Raw genomic sequence first — 16330 nt, 5'->3', positions numbered from 1 at the left:
ATCAATTAAATTAAGGTGTCCTTCGCAATCCCCGCAAACGCGGCGAAATACTCGGGGAAGGTCTTGGCCACGCATTTCGGGTCGTTGATGCGCATTTCATTGCCGCGCCGCGCCGCGCCGTCCAGCGAGGCCAGCGAAAAGCACATGGCCATGCGGTGGTCGTCATACGTGTCGATGGTGGCAGCCAGAATCTGCGCCGGCGGCGTCACGCGCAGGTAGTCCGCGCCCTCTTCCACTTCCGCGCCCAGCTTGCGCAACTCCGTGGCCATGGCAGCCAGGCGGTCCGTCTCTTTTACGCGCCAGCTGGCGATATTGCGCAGGGTCGAAGTGCCGTCCGCATACAGGGCGGCCACGGCGATCGTCATGGCCGCGTCGGGGATGTGGTTGAAATCCATGTCGACGGCTTTCAGCACGCCGTTCGAGCGGGCTTCGATCCAGTTCTCGCCCATGGTGATGGTCGCGCCCATCTGCTGCAAGGCTTCGACGAAGCGCACGTCGCCCTGGATGCTGTCGCGCCCCACGCCTTCCACGCGCACGGGACCGCCGCCGATGGCGCCGGCCGCCAGGAAGTAGGACGCCGACGAGGCGTCGCCCTCGACGTGGATGGTGCCCGGGCTCTGGTACTGCTGGCCCGGCTGCACGGTGAACGACTGCCAGCCGTCATGTTCGACCGTCACGCCGAAACGGCGCATCAGGTTCAGGGTGATCTCGATGTACGGCTTCGAGATCAGCTCGCCCGTGACGTCGATGGTCACGGCATGGTCGCGCGCCATCAGCGGCGCCACCATCAGGAGGGCCGTCAGAAACTGGCTCGACACGTTGCCGCGCACGGCGATGCGCTGCGCGTGGATGTGGCCGCGCCGGATGCGCAGCGGCGGGAAGCCCTGCTCGCCCGTGTACTCGATCTGCGTGCCGACGGCGTTCAGCGCGTCGACCAGGTCGCCGATGGGACGCTCGTGCATGCGCGACACCCCGTGCAGCGTGTAGTCGCCGCCGATGACGGCCAGCGCCGCCGTCAGCGGACGGATGGCCGTGCCGGCATTGCCCATGAACAGGTCCGCCTCGTGGTGCGGGAAAACGCCGCCGCAGCCTTCCACGTGATGCACCTGGTGCGCCGTGGCCGGATCGCCCGTCAATTCATCCTGCGTCCATTTGACGCCCAGCGAAGTCAATGCCGTGAGCATGACGAAGGTGTCGTCGGAGGCCAGCAGGTCGATGATCTTCGTCGTGCCCTTGGCCAGCGCGGCCAGCAGCAGCACGCGGTTGGAAATGCTTTTCGAGCCGGGCAGGCGCACCGTGCCTTCGGCATGCATCACGGGCGTCAAGTCGATGTGGTGGGGGTATTGCTTGGTCTGGGTCATGCTGGAATCCTTCAATTATTGTGTGGGCGCGGGCGCTTCCGCCGTTTCGATCGCCTCGATCCATTGCTGGCGCGCGTGCTGGGCGTGCGCATACACGCCCTCGATGGCGGCGCCGTCGTTCGCAGCCAGGTGGGCGCGCAGGGTCGTCAGCTGCGCCAGGTAGGCATCGAGTTCGTGCAGCAGCGCCGGCTGGTTGGCCAGGCTGATGTCGCGCCACATTTCCGGCGATGAGCCGGCGATGCGCGTAAAGTCGCGAAAGCCGCTGGCCGCGTACTGGAACAGCAGGCCCGCATGCGGCTTCCTGGCGATGTCGTCGACCAGCGCAAAGGCCAGCAGGTGCGGCAGATGGCTGACGGCGGCAAACACCTTGTCATGTTCTTCGGGGCTCAAGGTGTGCAGGATGGCGCCGCAGGCGCGCCACGCGGCCGCCACCCGCTCCACATCGGCCGCGCTATTTTCCGCCAGCGGCGTGAGCACCACTTTCTTGCCCTGATACAGGTCGATGATGGCCGCATCGGGGCCATTCGTCTCGCGTCCCGCGATCGGGTGGCCAGGCACAAACTGCCCCGCCTTGCCGCCGAGCGCCGCGCGCGCGGCCGCCACCACGTCGCTTTTCGTGCTGCCCGCATCGCTGACGATGGTGCCGGGCTGCAGGTGCGGCGCGATGGACGCCAGGATGGCGCCCGTCTGCGCCACGGGCGCGGCCAGCAGCACCAGGTCGGCGCCCGCAAGCGCCGCGGCCATGTCGCCGCCGATTTCGTCGATGATGCCCAGCTCCAGCGCGCGCGCCATCGACGCGGGCGAGCGGCCCATGCCGACCACGGTTTGCACCGCGCCCGCATGCTTCAAGGCGCGCGCGAACGAGCCGCCGATCAGGCCTACGCCGAAGATGACGATTTTTTTCAGTGCAGGCGTCGTCATATCGTCAGGCCAGCGCTTTCGTCAGCGCGGCGATGAAGATGGCGTTTTCCTGCGGCAGGCCGATGGAGATGCGCAGCCACTGCGGCAAGCCATAGCTGCCCACGGGGCGCACGATGACGCCCTGTTTCAGCAAGGCCAGGTTGACTCTCGCGCCGGCGCCGTCGTCGTCGCCCACTTTCACCAGCACGAAATTGCCGTGCGACGGCACGTATTCCAGGCCCAGTTGCGCGAACGCTTCCGTGAACTGCTGGTAGCCTGCCGCGTTGTTGCGCGCGCTCTGCTCGAGGAAGTCCTTGTCGTTCAGGGCCGCGATCGCTGCTGCCTGCGCCAGCGAGTTGACGTTGAACGGCTGGCGGATGCGGTTCATCAGGTCCGTCAGCGCCGGCTGGGCGATGGCGAAGCCGATGCGCAGGCCGGCCAGGCCGTAGGCCTTCGACAGGGTGCGCGAGACCACCAGGTTCGGATACTGGCGCACCCAGGCCGTCGATTCGTACTGGTCGTCGGCCGACAGGAACTCGTTGTAGGCTTCGTCCAGCACCACCACCACGTGCTGCGGCACTTTCTGCAGGAACGCTTCGAGCTGCGCGGCCGTCAGGAAGGTGCCGGTCGGGTTGTTCGGATTGGCGATGAAGACCAGGCGCGTGTCGTCGGCAATCGCCGCCGCCATCGCGTCCAGGTCATGGCCATAGGCTTGCGCCGGCACGACGATGTGGCGCGCGCCCAGGCCTTGCGTGGCCAGCGCGTACACGGCGAACGAGTACTGCGAGTACACGACGGACTGGCCGTGTTCGACAAACGCGTGCGCGGCGATTTCCAGGATGTCGTTGCTGCCGTTGCCCAGGGTGATCCAGTCGGCCGGCACGTCATAGCGCTTCGACAGCACGGCTTTCAGCTCGAAGCCGTTGGCGTCCGGGTAGCGGCCCAGGTCATCGATGGCGGCGATCATCGCCTGCTTGGCCGATTCCGGCATGCCGTACGGGTTTTCATTCGACGCCAGCTTGACGATGGCTGCCTCGTCGAGGCCGAATTCGCGCGCGACTTCCGCGATCGGTTTGCCGCTCTGGTAAGGGGCGATGGCGCGGACGTATTCTGGACCGATATTTTTAGACATGGTGTTCTTTAAAAGTTGGTGAATGATTAGGCTGGTGGCTGTTGTCGGGTTACGCTGCGCGAACCCAGGCGACGGCTTATTGTAGGCCGGATCAGGCTGCAGGCCGTAATCCGACACCACCGTCGACGTCACAGACTGACAGGATACGATCCCAGCACCTTGAAGAAGGCCGCATTACCCTGCAATTCAGCCAGCGCCTGGGCGACGGCCGCATCGTGCACGTGACCTTCCACATCGACATAGAAATAATACTCCCAGCTGCCCATGCGCGCCGGGCGCGACTCGAAGCGCGTCATCGACACGCCGTGTTTCGCCAGCGGCGCGAGCAGCTGGTACACGGCGCCCGCCTTGTTCGGCACGGCCAGCACCAGCGAAGTCTGGTCCTTGCCCGACGGCGCCGTCTGCAAGGTCCCCACGACGGCAAAGCGCGTGCGGTTGTGCGGGTCGTCCTGGATATGGCCCTTGACCACGCCCAGCTTGTACTGCGCGCCCGCCAGTTCGCTGGCAATCGCCGCCACCGTGCCGTCTTCGCCGGCCAGGCGGGCCGCTTCGGCATTCGACGCCACGGCGCGGCGCTCGATGTGCGGGTAGTTCTGATTCAGCCAGACCTGGCACTGGGCCAGCGCCTGCGAATGGGCGCAGATGGACGTGACGCCATCCATGTTGCCGCTCTTCGTCATCAGGCTGTGGTGCACGGCGATGGCCACCTCGCCGCTGATGATGAGACTGGTCTGCAGCATCATGTCGAGCGTGCGGTTGACGGCGCCTTCCGAGGAATTCTCGATCGGCACCACGCCGAAGTCGGCTGTCCCCGCTTCGGTGGAGCGGAACACTTCATCGATGGACGCGCACGGCAAGCCTTCGACGGCGCTGCCGAACTGTTGGTACACGGCCTGTTCGCTGAAGGTGCCGGCCGGGCCCAGATAGGCGACGGTGACGCGCTTTTCCAGCGAGCGGCAGGACGACATGATTTCGCGGAAGATGGTCTGCACTTCGCGGTCGCCCATGGGGCCGGGATTGCGCTCGGCCACGCCGCGCAGCACCTGCGCCTCGCGTTCGGGACGGAACACGGGCGCCTGCGTCTCGGCTTTTACGTGGCCCACTTGCTGGGCGATTTGCGCGCGGCGGTTCAGCAGGTCGAGGATTTGCGCGTCGATCGCATCGATCTGTTCGCGCAGCGGTTTCAATTTATCGGTCATGGTTGGTTTGTTTCGTCAGCTGTACTTCAATCATTGCCGCGCGGCCTGCGCCGGCGGCGGGCCGGCGCGGTCGTCTAGGCGACTCAGCGTCCGGCAAACTCGTTCAGATAATTCACTAAGGCTTGCACGCCCTCGATCGGCATCGCGTTATAGATCGATGCACGCATGCCGCCGACGGACTTGTGGCCCTTCAGTTGCAGCAGGCCGCGCTGCTTGGCGCCGGCCAGGAATGCGTCGTTCAGACTCTCGTCGCGCAGATAGAACGGGATGGTCATGCGCGAGCGGTAGGCCGGTTCGACCCGGTTCTGGTAGAAGTCGTCCGCATCGAGCGCCGCGTACAGCAGCGCCGCTTTCTCAATATTACGCTGTTCCATGGCTGCAACGCCACCTTGCCGTTTCAGCCACTGGAAAACCAGGCCGGCGATATAGATGCCGTAGGTGGGCGGCGTGTTGTACATCGACTCATGTTCGGCCACGATGGTCCAGTCGAAAGCGGACGGGCAGATCGGCAGCGCCTTGCCCAGCAAGTCTTCGCGCACGATGACGACCGTCAGGCCGGCCGGGCCGATGTTTTTCTGCGCGCCGCCGAAGATCACGCCGTATTGCGACACATCAATGACGCGCGACAGAATGTGCGAGGACATGTCGGCCACGATGGTCGTGCCTGCCGGCACGTCTGGCGCCTGCTGGAATTCCACGCCATCGATGGTTTCATTCGTGCAGATGTGCAGGTAGGCGGCGCCCGGCGTCAGCTGCCATTCGGCGACCGGCGGCACGCCCGTGAAACGGGCCGCCCTGGACGACGCGGCCACGTTGACGTTGGCATACTTGGCCGCTTCCTGGATCGACTTGCCGGACCACGAGCCCGTATGCACGAAGTCCACGGTGGCCGGCTGCTGCGCGGCCAGGCCCGCCAGGTTCATGGGAATGATGGCGTTCTCGCCCAGGCCGCCGCCCTGCAGGAACAGGATCTTGTAGTTGGCGGGCACGGCCAGCAGCTCGCGCAGGTCGGCCACTGCCTGCTGGTAGATGGAGATGAATTCAGGACCGCGGTGGCTCATTTCCATCACCGACATGCCGCTGCCATGCCAGTCCTGCATTTCCGCGGCCGCTTGCGCCAGCACTTCCTTGGGCAGTACGGCCGGTCCGGCGGAGAAGTTATAGATATGGGTCACGAGGCTATCCTTGGCAAAAATGGGAATTATTGGGGCGACTGCGTGGCCGCCCGCATGACCTGGTCAAGCACGGCATTCACGCGCGGGATCAGCACGCGCTGGCTGATGGCCATCGATTCGGCCGACAGCTGCGGCATGGTGGCCAGCATCTTGCGCCCCAGCGGCGTCTTGTAGAAAGTCGTCAGCTGTTCGACTTCGGGCACCGTGTAAAAGCGCGCGTACAGGGGCACCATTTCGGCGGCCAGTTCGTCGATCAGGGTCGGATCGGCCAGCACCTGCGTCAGGGTGGCGATGGCGACGGGGATTTCCTCCTCGGCGCTGGCCAGCGCGCGCGCCTTGCGCTGCTCGTCCAGGTTCGGGTTGCTGCTGATCTGCTGCAGTGCCGACTGACGGATCATGGCGGGCACCGATTGCAGCATCTGGTCGAAGATGCTGCGCGTCAGCTGCGGGAACTGCATCGCATCGAGCATGCGCCGCACGGCCACTTTCATGGCGGGGCTGGGCGCGGCTTGCCGGGCGGGCGTGGCTTGCGCGTTCTGGGCCAGGGCCGGCAGGGTCGCAAGGAAGGCCAGCGAAAACGCGGCGAAGAAGGTGGCGACGATTTTTCTCATGGCATGCGGGACTTTACAAAAGCGGGGAACAGCTGGAAAACGCAGGCTGGCGCCGCAACTGGCGCGCCAATAGCAATTGGGGCTCCCGAAAGAGCCCCAATCATCTTACTCCAGCTGGGCCGGGTCGACAGGATCGGCTGGTTCAGCCGCCGCCGGCGCGGCATCCGTGCCCGCCTCCGTCGTCAGCTCGACTTCGTCGATATCCGTCTCCACCACGCGCTGCAGGCCGGACAGCTTGGTGCCGTCTTCCACGGCGATCAGGGTCACGCCCTGCGTCGCGCGGCCCATCTCGCGGATTTCCGACACGCGGGTGCGGATCAGCACGCCACCGGTGGTGATCAGCATGATTTCATCGCTGGTATCGACCAGGGTCGCGGCAACCACTTTACCGTTGCGCTCGCTGGTCTGGATGGCGATCATGCCTTTCGTGCCGCGGCCATGGCGCGTGTACTCGGTGATCGGCGTACGCTTGCCATAGCCGTTTTCCGTGGCCGTCAGCACCGACTGCTGCTCGTTCTCGGCCACCAGCAGGGCGATCACGTGCTGGCCTTCTTCCAGGTTCATGCCGCGCACGCCGCGCGCCGTGCGGCCCATCGGACGCACGTCGTTTTCGTCGAAGCGCACTGCCTTGCCCGAATCGGAGAACAGCATCACGTCGTGCTGGCCGTCGGTCAGCGCGGCGCCGATCAGGAAGTCGCCGTCGTCCAGGTCGACCGCGATGATGCCGGCCTTGCGTGGATTGCTGAAGTCCTTCAGCGGCGTCTTCTTGACGGTACCGAGGCTGGTCGACATGAACACGTAATGGTCTTCCGGGAACGTGCGGTTCTCGCCCGACAGCGGCAGGATCACGGTGATCTTTTCGTTGTCCTGCAGCGGGAACATGTTGACGATCGGCTTGCCGCGCGAATTGCGCGAGCCTTGCGGCACTTCCCATACCTTCAGCCAGTACATGCGGCCGCGATCCGAGAAGCACAGGATGTAGTCGTGCGTGTTGGCGATGAACAGCTGGTCGATCCAGTCTTCCTCTTTCGTCGCCATCGCCTGCTTGCCCCGTCCGCCGCGCTTCTGCGCGCGGTATTCGGTGATCGGCTGCGCCTTCATGTAGCCGGTGTGCGACAGGGTCACGACCATGTCCTGCGGCGTGATCAGGTCTTCCGTTTCCAGGTCGGTGGCATTGAGTTCGATCTGCGAGCGGCGCACGTCCTTGTTGCCGGCGCCGTATTCGTTCTTCGCCGCCGTCATTTCATCGGTGATGATGACGGTGACGCGTTCCGGCTTGGCCAGGATGTCGAGCAGGTCGGCGATATGTGCCATCACGTCCTTGTACTCGTTGACGATCTTGTCCTGCTCCAGGCCGGTCAGGCGCTGCAGGCGCATCTGCAGAATTTCCTGCGCCTGGTCGTCCGACAGCTTGTACAGGCCATCCGTCTGCATGCCGTAGTGCTTCGGCAGGTTTTCCGGACGGTAGGCGTCCACGCCGCCCGGCGTCGTGCCGTCGCCCGTGCGGGCCAGCATTTCGCGCACGACGGACGAATCCCAGGCCTTGGCCATCAGCTCGACCTTGGCGATCGGCGGCGTCGGCGCGGCCTTGATGATGGCGATGAAGTCATCGATGTTGGCCAGCGCGACTGCCAGGCCTTCCAGTACGTGACCGCGTTCGCGCGCCTTGCGCAGTTCGAACACGGTGCGGCGCGTGACCACTTCGCGGCGGTGCGACAGGAAGCATTGCAGCATCTGCTTGAGGTTCAGCAGCTTCGGCTGGCCGTCGACCAGGGCCACCATGTTCATGCCGAAGGTGTCCTGCAACTGGGTCTGCTTGTACAGGTTGTTGAGCACCACTTCCGGCACTTCGCCCCGTTTCAGCTCGATCACCACGCGCATGCCCGACTTGTCGGACTCGTCGCGGATGTCGGAAATGCCGTCGAGCTTCTTGTCGCGCACGTTTTCGGCGATGCGTTCCAGCAAGGATTTCTTGTTGACCTGGAATGGCAGCTCGTCGACGATGATGGCGATGCGGCCGCCATCCTTGCCGTATTCTTCGAAGTGGGTCTTGGCGCGCATCACGACGCGGCCGCGGCCCGTGCGGTAGCCGTCGCGCACGCCGGACACGCCATAGATGATGCCGGCCGTCGGGAAATCGGGCGCCGGGATCAGCTCGATCAATTCATCGATCGTGCACTCGGGGTTGCGCAGCACGTGCAGCGCGCCGTCGATGACTTCCGTGATGTTGTGCGGCGGAATGTTCGTCGCCATGCCGACGGCGATACCGGACGAGCCGTTGATCAGCAGGTTGGGGATACGCGTCGGCAAGACCGTCGGTTCCTTTTCCTTGCCATCGTAGTTGGGCTGGAAGTCGACGGTATCCTTGTCGATATCGGCCAGCAGCTCGCTGGCGATCTTGTCCAGGCGGCACTCGGTGTAACGCATCGCCGCGGCGCCGTCGCCGTCGACGGAACCGAAGTTGCCCTGGCCATCGACGAGCATGTAGCGCAGCGAAAAATCTTGCGCCATGCGCACCAAGGTGTCGTAGATCGAGGCATCGCCGTGGGGATGGTATTTACCCATGGTTTCGCCGACCACGCGGGCGCACTTGACGTAAGGGCGGTTCCACACGTTATTCATTTCATGCATCGCGAACAAGACGCGGCGGTGCACTGGCTTCAAGCCATCACGCGCATCGGGCAAGGCACGACCGACGATCACGCTCATGGCGTAATCGAGGTAGCTCTTGCGCATCTCTTCTTCGAGGGAAATAGGAATTGTTTCTTTTGCGAATTGATCCATTGGCGGTTCGACTGATCTCAGGCTGTGGTTAACTTATCTGTTACGCAATGTATGACGCAATACTGCATATCCTAGGCGGCTGTCGTCGTGGACGCCGCGCCGCGCGCTGCTGGCGCGGCCCGGCTTCCATGTCGCAGAGTGCCTGCACAAATCGGCGGGCTGGCGGTACGGCCAGTACGCGTACCGCAGGGGTACGTGCTGGCCATGCCGTGCCGCCGTGGGCATTTGCTCGACACTCTTAACAGTCAAGCGCACGATTTTAGCATGCGCGCCCAGCTCCCTGTACAAATTGGCCATGCCGACAATATTGTCAGTTTGCACCGGCGGCGTGCATGCCGGCCTGCCGATAATGCACAATGGCAATACCAGTTCAAGATACCTGCCCTGAAAAGAGGCAAAAAAAGCGATCAATTGTTACAGCCGCGTTACAAATGGGCATTTTCGTTGCGCAAAAACAACGCACGGTCTAAAATCGGGCAAGCTTTGATTTAACCACGGTCGTGCGCCCCTGATGCGTGTGGCAAAATGACTGGGAAGTTAATTGCTAGTTTCGCAATCTGAAACGAGCGCATATGGTCTACATGATAAAATCTTGGCACGTAGCACCAGTAGCGCAGTGTTGTTCTGCGGATATCACCCCCCGAAAGGAAAAAAGAATGAATAAATTTGTAACGCTGTTTTTCGCTGCATCCGCAGTGATTGCTGGCTCGGCTTCGGCCCAAACCCCAACCTCCCCACCGTTCGCGCCAGTTACCACTGACATCAAGGCACCAAGCCCAAAAAGCGCTTACGTGCAAGATGCTCGCGGCGTCATCGTGCGTGACCCATTCGGTCTGTGCTGGCGTACCGGCTACTGGACACCTGCTGACGCGGTGCCAGGTTGCGACGTGCCACTGTGCGTAGAGCCAGAAACCCTGCAAGACGGCAAATGCGTAGCTCCACCAGCACCAGTCGTACCAGCACCGGCACCAGTCGTTGTCGTACCAGTGCCAGTCGTTGTTGCTCCTACCTCGGAAAAAGTCAGCTTCGCTGCTGATGCATTCTTCGATTTCGACAAAGCGACGCTGAAGCCAGAAGGCAAAGCCAAGCTGGACGAGCTGTCCGCACAACTGGGCGGCATCAACCTGGAAGTCATCATCGCTGTGGGTCACACCGACTCCGTCGGCACCGATGCTTACAACCAAAAACTGTCGGTACGTCGTGCTGATGCTGTCAAAGCCTACCTGGTCTCCAAAGGCGTTGAAAGCAACCGCGTGTACACCGAAGGCAAAGGCGAGAAACAACCTGTTGCTGACAACAAAACTGCCGAAGGCCGTGCGAAAAACCGTCGCGTGGAAATCGAAGTTGTTGGTACCCGCAACAAGTAATCGCTGAACCGCCAGCCTGGGGCTTGCCGCAAGTCATCGCGCAAGTCAAGGCCAGCATGAAAAAACCCCGCCACGGCGGGGTTTTTTTTCGTCCGTGGCTGCCCAATTGTAAAATTGCCGCTATTATTCGACCTATGAACGCCGACCCTCTTGAAATCCAAAAATTCAGTGAGCTGGCCCACCGCTGGTGGGACCCCACTTCCGAGTTTCGTCCCCTGCACGAAATTAACCCCCTGCGCCTGGAATGGATCAACGCGAAAGTGCCGCTGGCCGGCAAGCGCGTGATCGACATCGGCTGCGGCGGCGGCATCCTGGCCGAATCGATGGCCCGCAAGGGTGCCGACGTGACGGGCATCGACCTGTCCGACAAGGCCCTGAAAGTGGCCGACCTGCACAGCCTGGAATCGGGCGCCAAGGTGCGCTACAAGCTGATCGCCGCCGAAGCCATGGCCGAGGAAGAGCCGGGCCAGTACGACGTCGTGACCTGCATGGAAATGCTCGAGCACGTGCCGGACCCCGCCGCCATCGTGAAAGCCTGCGCCGCGCTGGTAAAACCGGGCGGCCACGTCTTCCTGTCGACCCTGAACCGCAACCCGAAAGCGTATCTGTTCGCCATCCTGGGCGCCGAATACCTGCTGCGCCTGCTGCCGAAAGGCACGCACGACTATGACAAGTTCATCACTCCCGCCGAACTGTCGCAATACGTGCGCAGCGCCGGCCTGGACGTCAACAGCATGCGCGGCATGGGCTACAATCCGCTGACCAAGATTTACTCACTTAATAGCGATACCAGCGTCAATTATTTGGTGGCCTGCACCCGGCCGCTGTAACCATCACGCACAATACAAGGCGGCTGCGGCCGCCGTTTTTCATTCCTACTTGACACACTTTGCCCGCCATGATTACAGCCCCTCTGCCAGCCCCGCGCGCCATCCTGTTCGACCTCGACGGCACCCTGGCCGACACCGCGCCCGACCTGGCGGCGGCCATCAATCTGCTGCGCGCGCGCGCCGGCCTGGCGCCCACCCCGTATGAGATCCTGCGCCCCACCGCCTCGGCCGGCGCGCGCGGCATGATCGGCGCGTCCTATGGCGTCCAACCGGGCGAAAGCGGCTACGAAGCCCTGAAGGACGGCTTCCTGAACAATTACGAAGCGGCGCTGGCCGTGGAAAGCCGCTTGTTCGACGGCATCCCCGCCATGCTCGACGGCCTGCAGGCGCTGGGCCTGGCCTGGGGCGTGGTCACCAACAAGGCTGCCCGCTTCACCGACCCGCTGGTGGGCCAGATCGGCCTGGGCGCGGCCGGCTGCGTGATCTCGGGCGACACCATGCCCCACCCGAAACCGCACCCCGCTCCCCTGCTGGAAGCGGCGCGGCGTCTGGACCTGGCGCCGCAAGACTGCTGGTACGTGGGCGACGACCTGCGCGACATCCAGGCCGGCCGCGCCGCCGGCATGCGCACGGTAGCCTGCGCCTGGGGCTACTGCGGCCCCGTCGAACCGCAGCACTGGAACGCCGACCACCTGCTGGACACGCCGCAAGCCTTGCTCGAGCTGGTGACGGGCGTAGTGAAGGCGGCGCAGGACGGGCATCTGGCGGCGTAGATCCGCATAGACCGTACTTGTCGCGCCGCTCTACGAATGCATCATGCAAGAGTGTGAAGATTGCGCTACAATGAAGGTTCTGTGGGGACGACCTGGTTTCGACGTGGGTTGCAAAGCAGCGCAGGGCATACCGAGGGCGGGCTACCTCGTAAATACAACCTGAAAAAACTTAACTGCAAACGATAACTCGTACGCACTGGCAGCTTAATCGCTGTTAGCTCTAGAACACCTCGTCCCTGGGGTGGGCCGTCAAAAGCTCTAGAGTCATTTACAGGGACTCGTCGTATGCTGGGTTACTTAGCGTCCGACTAAATAATAGGTAACTCGCTTGCCCATAACGTGCACATCCGTGCTGGCTGAGTTAAATTAAATGATAGTGCTAAGTATGTAGAACTGTCTGTGGAGTGCTTGCGGACGCGGGTTCGATTCCCGCCGTCTCCACCACCGAACAAATAAAAAGGGCTTCCCCGTTTCGACGGGGAGGCCCTTTTTATTTGCTCCATGCATGCAGAGCGCGGGCATGGAATCCGCGTCCGGCACGGACGCGGGGGTTTTGCGGGACTTCGGCGAGCGCAGCTCGGCGCTGCAAAACCGGGTTGCGCTTGCAAGCGCAACCCCCTCCGATTCTTCTGACTAGCTCTTGCGCCGCAGGCGGTTTTTCCGAACGACAAGATCAGCCGCTCAGGTCGTGTACGAATGGCGGACCTGACCCTCACACCTCTTCCTTCTGGACCGGCTTGCGCACGTCCGAGCTGGTGGCATTGGACTGGGCAGACGTAGACTTCGTGCGCGGCGTCGTGATGGTGACGCGCGCCCTCACTCAGCACTCCAAGGTGGCGGAGAGCACCAAGACGAACGCCGGCCGCCGCGAGGTCAAGCTGCTGGAGCGTGCCATGCATGCGCTGCAGGAACAAAAAGCATTCACCTGGGCAAAAGGCAAGGAGGTTTTTCAAAATCCACGCCTGGAGCGGCGCTGGGAGGGGGACCAGCCGATCCGCAAGACTTTATGGACCGGCATCCTGCAAAACGCTGGCGTGCGGTATCGAAACCCCTATCAAACGCGGCACACCTATGCCAGCATGATGCTCTCAGCAGGTGAGTACCCAATGTGGGTAGCAAAGCAGATGGGGCATGCTGATTGGACAATGATTGCCAGGGTATATGGGCGTTGGATGCCGGATGCAGATCAGGCGGCCGGATCAAAAGCGGAAATTGTGTTCGGTCTTTAAGGATTACGTCTATCGGCTGGCTGTCATGCAACATTACCTATCCTGACTGAGGGGCAGGAAACGCCCCGAAGCAGACATAGATCTGACGCATTCGACATATGCCACCGCAGCCGATTAAGCGTCGTGATAAACAACGCCGTATGTGTCGAACATAGCTCCAGCTAGCTCAACCATGCTTAAGCCGCTGCGCTCCCAAAAAAACAGAAAGTATTCCAACTTGTCGTAAGGTGCTTCAGCGTCCATGCCGTGCAGCGCACAAATCGTGGTTCTGATACGCAACACCTCAGGGTCATCCGACATATCGCGTCCTCGGATGGTCTCCCAAAGCCTCACCCGGACAGCTAAGGCCTCGCTATCCGTTGCCGCGCCCTCAAGATATCGTTTAGCAGCCAAAACAGAAGACTGCGCGGTAACGGGTAGACATTCGATCACCCGAGCCAGGGCGTTAACCATAAAGCGTTGAGCATCACCGTGCTCTACCGGATCATCCAGATCAACGGTGGATGAAATAACATCAAAAGGATCACGGTGAGACATGCTGACTTTCTGAGTAAAGCTTAATTGGTCAATTGCCGACTGTCCGCTTCTGGCCGGTTGCAGTCATCTGCAGGTTCCGCCCCAAAGCAGACTGTCGAAGGCGTGTTCAGGCCCCGAACACAGTGCTTTCAATCCAAACCCGCACGCCGGGGTGATGCTCCTCGATAGTCGCAAGTGCCCCGTGAATCGTCGTCTGGTCGGCATCCGTGAGGGAGTAAGTGAAACGAGTGACATTGCCGCGCTCAAGCTTCTCAAATTCTGCTTCTGACAATGCATCCGCGCTGCACCATACAGGAGTCTTGGTCGCCTCTGAGTAGTCCAAAATTTCTCGCAAACCTCGTGGAGTTAGTGCTAGGTACACCATGTCGTCCTTGGTTTTGGGTCCATAAAAGCATAGCTGCCACAAGGTCTGCTTCTGGCCGGTTGCAGTCATCTGCAGGTTCCGCCCCGTTGCAGACATTGATCCCTATCGTCAAAAGTCGGCAAATTTTGCCCACATCATGCCTAAATACCCAAGCACAGCACCAATAAGGCTTGCGAGCGCAACGCCTTCAAGCGGCCAGCGCCACAAAGCGGACAATATTAACGAAGCTATGACTCCGAATGACATCCGACCGATTGCACTGGACTTGATCTTCAAGTCGGAATTCGGATCGAAAGCGTATATCCCCCCGAGTAAGAATCCGAGACAACCGAAGGAACCTGTCCAAAGCAACGCGTGCCGCCACGATATGTCCGTCCACGGTGCTGCATATGACATCGCTGCGCAAGCGCCTATCATCGCAAAAAAGATTGCCAAGATAATTGCTTTACGCAATGTGGTCATGATCGGACTGTGCGAAAAACTGATTTGAGGAGCTGGTCAATGTATGGAGTTGGCCGCCTGCGGCCTATGAGCATAACGAATTACCAAGCGAGAAAAGTCACGCATTGTCACATCAACGTGAACGTCTGCTTCTGGCCGACAGCTGCCGTTGCGGGTTGATTGTCTGCATTTTGCCAGCAAAACCTTCAAGATGCCTAAAAAATCTAAGTTTACGGTAGGTTCGATTCCCGCCGTCTCCACCACCGAACAAATAAAAAGGGCTTCCCCGTTTCGACGGGGAGGCCCTTTTTATTTGTTCCATGCATGCAGAACGCGGGCAGCGAATCCGCGTCCGGCACGGACGCGGGGGGGACGAGCACTGCTCGTCCGATAGCCGCAAAACCGGGTTGCGCTTGCAAGCGCAACCCCCTCCGATTCCTCTGACTAGGTTTTGCGCCGCAGGCGGTTTTTCCGAACGACAAGATCAGCCGTTCAGGCAGTGTCCGAATGGCAGACCTGGCCCTCGCTAGCTCGCCCGGCTGACTGCAACATTAGGACCCAATGATATAGTGGCGGAATGTATACACTGAAGAAAACTGCCATGAAAAACGACACAACCGCTCGCCCGCAAACCACCCAGGCACCTGCAAGACTCAGCAAAGGGGACTTCGTCACCGCACTGCGCAAGCTGCTGCAAGAAGAAGAAAAGGCGGGCAAGACCAGCGTGGACGTACGCGCTGCGGCCCTGCACACCGACGTAGGCATTTATCCCGCGCGCGGCCACTCGATGCCGACTTGTTGCACGGTGATGTATGAGGAAATGAAGCCGGGTGACGAGATACTGCTGACTCCCCCAGGCGGCAAAGGACCTTCGTTGCTGGTACGGTATAAATTCCCGCGCTGAGAATCCCGGTCTCAAGCTACGGGTGGCGATTCAGAGTGCTAATCGGCTCCGTCCAATCCCCCGAAGCAGCCCTTCATGGCTCCCGATTCGAAAGACCGCTGCAGCCCGGATAAAGGCTATCGTGAGCGAAACAAGGAGAATATCTCCTGCAGCCTCGATCGAGACGGGTACGTGTGCCACTTCGGTTTTAACCTGCACAGCGGCAAAAGCATGGCGGGAGCGATTTGTCAGGTCGCCGTTCTCTGGCGCCGTCAAACAGCGCCAGCCTCTGCATCCTATCGCCGGTTCAACGGCACATACTCGCCCGGCTGCCCCGCCGCTTCCAGCGCATCGGCAAATGCCAGCAAGAACTTGGCCGGGCCATGTTCGGAGACCAGCAGGGAGGCGCCCTTGTGGCGCAGCAGTTTCAAGACTTCCTGCTGGTGCGCTTGGTATTCGCTGGAGTTACCGTAAAACGTTTGATACATCTCAAGGGTTTCCATGGCCTTGGCGGCCAGGATGAATTCGGGTTTGTCCATGATGTCTCCTCGTCGTTGGTGCTGCCAAAGTGCTGCCAAAACCACGAAAAATCCGGCAAGACATCCCGCCGGCACGGCGTTCCCATGCCGGTCGCACTGCCTTGCGGCAACCACATCCGTGCTTCCATCATACGCTTCAACCCGGCCATTGCGCCGTCCTGTCGTGCTTTTTTCCTGCCCTGCCGTCCCACATCGCTTGCCGCAG

The 16330-nt window shown here is 61.5% G+C and carries 16 protein-coding genes and 1 other RNA gene; 7 read left to right on the top strand and 10 right to left on the bottom strand.

From position 1 onward, the window contains the following. Positions 1–5: 5 nt before the first annotated feature. The 7 genes from aroA to gyrA form a co-directional block, all read right to left on the bottom strand. A complete protein-coding gene (gene aroA, locus VPH41_RS25145) occupies positions 6–1361 on the bottom strand; it encodes a 3-phosphoshikimate 1-carboxyvinyltransferase (RefSeq protein ID WP_328571883.1) in 1356 nt (451 codons plus the stop codon). Positions 1362–1376: 15 nt separating this feature from the next. Then, the gene (locus VPH41_RS25140) at positions 1377–2282 is read right to left on the bottom strand and encodes a prephenate dehydrogenase (protein ID WP_328571882.1); all 906 of its coding nucleotides are present in this window, start codon (positions 2280–2282) and stop codon (positions 1377–1379) included. Positions 2283–2286: 4 nt separating this feature from the next. After that, complete coding sequence (gene hisC, locus VPH41_RS25135; protein ID WP_328571881.1) at positions 2287–3393, bottom strand: histidinol-phosphate transaminase; 1107 nt, start codon at positions 3391–3393, stop codon at positions 2287–2289. A 128-nt stretch (positions 3394–3521) separates the two neighbouring features. Then, positions 3522–4592, bottom strand: a complete 1071-nt coding sequence (pheA, locus tag VPH41_RS25130) for a prephenate dehydratase (RefSeq protein ID WP_328571880.1) — start codon at positions 4590–4592, stop codon at positions 3522–3524. A gap of 83 nt (positions 4593–4675) precedes the next feature. Then, positions 4676–5767 carry a 3-phosphoserine/phosphohydroxythreonine transaminase gene (gene serC / locus VPH41_RS25125; protein WP_152284024.1) on the bottom strand — a complete coding sequence of 364 codons (1092 nt, stop codon included), beginning with the start codon at positions 5765–5767 and terminating at the stop codon, positions 4676–4678. Between the two features lie 26 nt (positions 5768–5793). Further along, positions 5794–6378, bottom strand: a complete 585-nt coding sequence (locus VPH41_RS25120) for a DUF2059 domain-containing protein (protein WP_152284023.1) — start codon at positions 6376–6378, stop codon at positions 5794–5796. 105 nt (positions 6379–6483) lie between these two features. Then, positions 6484–9162, bottom strand: coding sequence for a DNA gyrase subunit A (gene gyrA, locus VPH41_RS25115; protein ID WP_328571879.1), 2679 nt, complete (start codon positions 9160–9162; stop codon positions 6484–6486). 264 nt (positions 9163–9426) lie between these two features. Between gyrA and VPH41_RS25110 the strand changes: the two genes are divergently transcribed. The 6 genes from VPH41_RS25110 (at position 9427) to VPH41_RS25085 (ending at position 13361) form a co-directional block, all read left to right on the top strand. Continuing rightward, a complete protein-coding gene (locus VPH41_RS25110) occupies positions 9427–9654 on the top strand; it encodes a hypothetical protein (RefSeq protein WP_152284021.1) in 228 nt (75 codons plus the stop codon). Positions 9655–9818: 164 nt separating this feature from the next. Further along, complete coding sequence (gene ompA / locus VPH41_RS25105) at positions 9819–10529, top strand: outer membrane protein OmpA (RefSeq protein WP_071078971.1); 711 nt, start codon at positions 9819–9821, stop codon at positions 10527–10529. A gap of 134 nt (positions 10530–10663) precedes the next feature. Beyond that, positions 10664–11359, top strand: a complete 696-nt coding sequence (ubiG, locus tag VPH41_RS25100; protein ID WP_151093171.1) for a bifunctional 2-polyprenyl-6-hydroxyphenol methylase/3-demethylubiquinol 3-O-methyltransferase UbiG — start codon at positions 10664–10666, stop codon at positions 11357–11359. Between the two features lie 68 nt (positions 11360–11427). Beyond that, complete coding sequence (locus VPH41_RS25095) at positions 11428–12132, top strand: HAD family hydrolase (RefSeq protein ID WP_328571878.1); 705 nt, start codon at positions 11428–11430, stop codon at positions 12130–12132. Positions 12133–12215: 83 nt separating this feature from the next. Further along, positions 12216–12576, top strand: a transfer-messenger RNA (tmRNA) gene (ssrA, locus tag VPH41_RS25090). 293 nt (positions 12577–12869) lie between these two features. After that, positions 12870–13361 carry a site-specific integrase gene (locus VPH41_RS25085; RefSeq protein ID WP_328571877.1) on the top strand — a complete coding sequence of 164 codons (492 nt, stop codon included), beginning with the start codon at positions 12870–12872 and terminating at the stop codon, positions 13359–13361. A gap of 114 nt (positions 13362–13475) precedes the next feature. Here the strand turns inward: VPH41_RS25085 and VPH41_RS25080 are convergent, their stop codons facing one another. Further along, positions 13476–13898 carry a hypothetical protein gene (locus VPH41_RS25080; protein ID WP_070259160.1) on the bottom strand — a complete coding sequence of 141 codons (423 nt, stop codon included), beginning with the start codon at positions 13896–13898 and terminating at the stop codon, positions 13476–13478. 106 nt (positions 13899–14004) lie between these two features. Continuing rightward, entirely contained in the window at positions 14005–14331 is a 327-nt protein-coding gene (locus tag VPH41_RS25075; RefSeq protein ID WP_328571876.1) for a hypothetical protein, read from the bottom strand. A gap of 973 nt (positions 14332–15304) precedes the next feature. On the opposite strand from VPH41_RS25075, the gene VPH41_RS25070 reads away from it, so the two are divergent. Then, positions 15305–15607 (top strand): HNH endonuclease, encoded by a 303-nt coding sequence (locus tag VPH41_RS25070; RefSeq protein ID WP_152284769.1) that lies wholly within the window; start codon positions 15305–15307, stop codon positions 15605–15607. A 275-nt stretch (positions 15608–15882) separates the two neighbouring features. On the opposite strand, the gene VPH41_RS25065 is transcribed toward VPH41_RS25070, so the two are convergent. Further along, positions 15883–16125: a hypothetical protein gene (locus tag VPH41_RS25065; RefSeq protein WP_328571875.1), complete on the bottom strand. Its 243-nt coding sequence runs from the start codon at positions 16123–16125 to the stop codon at positions 15883–15885. Between the last annotated feature and the right edge of the window lie 205 nt (positions 16126–16330).

Origin of the sequence: Janthinobacterium sp. P210006 (genome assembly GCF_036231885.1) — a bacterium.
Classification (GTDB): domain Bacteria; phylum Pseudomonadota; class Gammaproteobacteria; order Burkholderiales; family Burkholderiaceae_D; genus Janthinobacterium; species Janthinobacterium violaceinigrum.
This window is presented reverse-complemented; position numbering and strand designations above follow the sequence as displayed.

Excerpts from the sequence above, each read along its gene's own strand:
- aroA (WP_328571883.1), bottom strand. The coding sequence starts at position 1,361 with ATGACCCAGACCAAGCAATACCCCCACCACATCGACTTGACGCCCGTG.
- VPH41_RS25140 (WP_328571882.1), bottom strand. The coding sequence starts at position 2,282 with ATGACGACGCCTGCACTGAAAAAAATCGTCATCTTCGGCGTAGGCCTG.
- hisC (WP_328571881.1), bottom strand. The coding sequence starts at position 3,393 with ATGTCTAAAAATATCGGTCCAGAATACGTCCGCGCCATCGCCCCTTAC.
- pheA (WP_328571880.1), bottom strand. The coding sequence starts at position 4,592 with ATGACCGATAAATTGAAACCGCTGCGCGAACAGATCGATGCGATCGAC.
- VPH41_RS25120 (WP_152284023.1), bottom strand. The coding sequence starts at position 6,378 with ATGAGAAAAATCGTCGCCACCTTCTTCGCCGCGTTTTCGCTGGCCTTC.
- gyrA (WP_328571879.1), bottom strand. The coding sequence starts at position 9,162 with ATGGATCAATTCGCAAAAGAAACAATTCCTATTTCCCTCGAAGAAGAG.
- VPH41_RS25110 (WP_152284021.1), top strand. The coding sequence starts at position 9,427 with ATGCGCGCCCAGCTCCCTGTACAAATTGGCCATGCCGACAATATTGTC.
- ompA (WP_071078971.1), top strand. The coding sequence starts at position 9,819 with ATGAATAAATTTGTAACGCTGTTTTTCGCTGCATCCGCAGTGATTGCT.
- ubiG (WP_151093171.1), top strand. The coding sequence starts at position 10,664 with ATGAACGCCGACCCTCTTGAAATCCAAAAATTCAGTGAGCTGGCCCAC.
- VPH41_RS25095 (WP_328571878.1), top strand. The coding sequence starts at position 11,428 with ATGATTACAGCCCCTCTGCCAGCCCCGCGCGCCATCCTGTTCGACCTC.
- VPH41_RS25080 (WP_070259160.1), bottom strand. The coding sequence starts at position 13,898 with ATGTCTCACCGTGATCCTTTTGATGTTATTTCATCCACCGTTGATCTG.
- VPH41_RS25075 (WP_328571876.1), bottom strand. The coding sequence starts at position 14,331 with ATGACTGCAACCGGCCAGAAGCAGACCTTGTGGCAGCTATGCTTTTAT.
- VPH41_RS25070 (WP_152284769.1), top strand. The coding sequence starts at position 15,305 with ATGAAAAACGACACAACCGCTCGCCCGCAAACCACCCAGGCACCTGCA.
- VPH41_RS25065 (WP_328571875.1), bottom strand. The coding sequence starts at position 16,125 with ATGGACAAACCCGAATTCATCCTGGCCGCCAAGGCCATGGAAACCCTT.